General features: G+C 44.3%; 2 protein-coding genes. Both read right to left on the reverse strand.

What is annotated here, in order from left to right:
• Positions 1–459: HlyD family secretion protein (locus tag R8269_RS25635; protein WP_318222964.1), on the reverse strand; the 459-nt coding region annotated here is incomplete at its 3' end.
• A 12-nt stretch (positions 460–471) separates the two neighbouring features.
• On the reverse strand, positions 472–684 hold the full coding sequence (locus R8269_RS25640; protein WP_005454886.1) for a DUF1656 domain-containing protein: 213 nt from the start codon (positions 682–684) through the stop codon (positions 472–474).
• Positions 685–1,116 lie beyond the last annotated feature (432 nt).

The raw sequence follows: 1,116 nt of genomic DNA on the forward strand, positions 1-1,116 counted from the left end.
TTTGGTGAAGTCCAAGTTAAGCTGCGCTTCTTCAATGTTTGCTTTCGCTAGTTCAACATTTGCCTGCGCTGTTTGTACGGCATTGTGTAAATTGCTAAGTGTTAATGCAGGCACTGCACCGTGCGTACGTTTCTCTAATTTTCGTGCTCGCTGTTCTTCATTTTGTGCCTTTGCTAGCAATGCAGTCGCTTGTTTCTGGTTTGCCAGTGCTTTGTGGTAAGACGCAACGTATGTGCTTGGATCAATCTCAAACAGCAAATCTCCCTTTTTTACTTTTGAGTTATCAGCAACATACACCTGCGTAACCTGCCCAGTGACTCGAGGCGTAATGGAGATAACATAGGCACTCACTTGTCCGTCTCGTGTCCATGGATTGTTTGTGTATGTTTGGTAGTGGGTGTAAAGCACGGCACCCGCGGTACACAACAAAATAAGGGTAATGAGATAACGTTTAATCACAGTGTGCTTTCCTCAAAAGATCGAAATAAATTGGCCAATAACGCCGGTAAAAATGACAATCAGACTTAGCTCTGCCAGTGCAGGGAATGCAACGTACTTATGTAGTCCGCATCTCGTTGCTAGCGAAGTCACCATCGTGGTCAGAACGTAAGCCAATCCGATGACTAAAAGCAGCGGCGGGAAATAGATTTCACCCCATACCAGCTCGTGCGGCATTGTGTTCATGAAGTTGTCTCGTTTGTCTTGGATGAGGCAAAGATAAGGGAAGAGATGAAAAGCAGATAATCGCATTTGTAGGACGCTATCCTACAAATGGTGTAAGTAAAATCTGAGCCTTGTTCTGCACCGAAAACCGAAGAGTGATGCGCTTGCTACTCAAAGCCTGAACAGTAGAGCTATTGCCAGCTCATCAATGTCCATCAATGCCCGTTTTTGTTCATGTTAGACAATGAATAATTGAATCTTTGACTAAGCTTACTCAAGGGCAGTGTTCGTCGATTTGGCCGGAAACGATTAATGCCCTGACGATAAGCTTGTTCGGCGGTTGATGGGATGAAGTGTATGGATGAAAGCAATTTAGAAATTGAGTTAGCTGAAAGGATTACTTCTGCCATGGTTGGAGATTTATGGGAGAAAGCGAACGACATTTTGGAGTCT

It is taken from the genome of Vibrio sp. Vb0667 (genome assembly GCF_033391095.1).

Excerpts from the sequence above, each read along its gene's own strand:
- R8269_RS25640 (WP_005454886.1), bottom strand. The coding sequence starts at position 684 with ATGAACACAATGCCGCACGAGCTGGTATGGGGTGAAATCTATTTCCCG.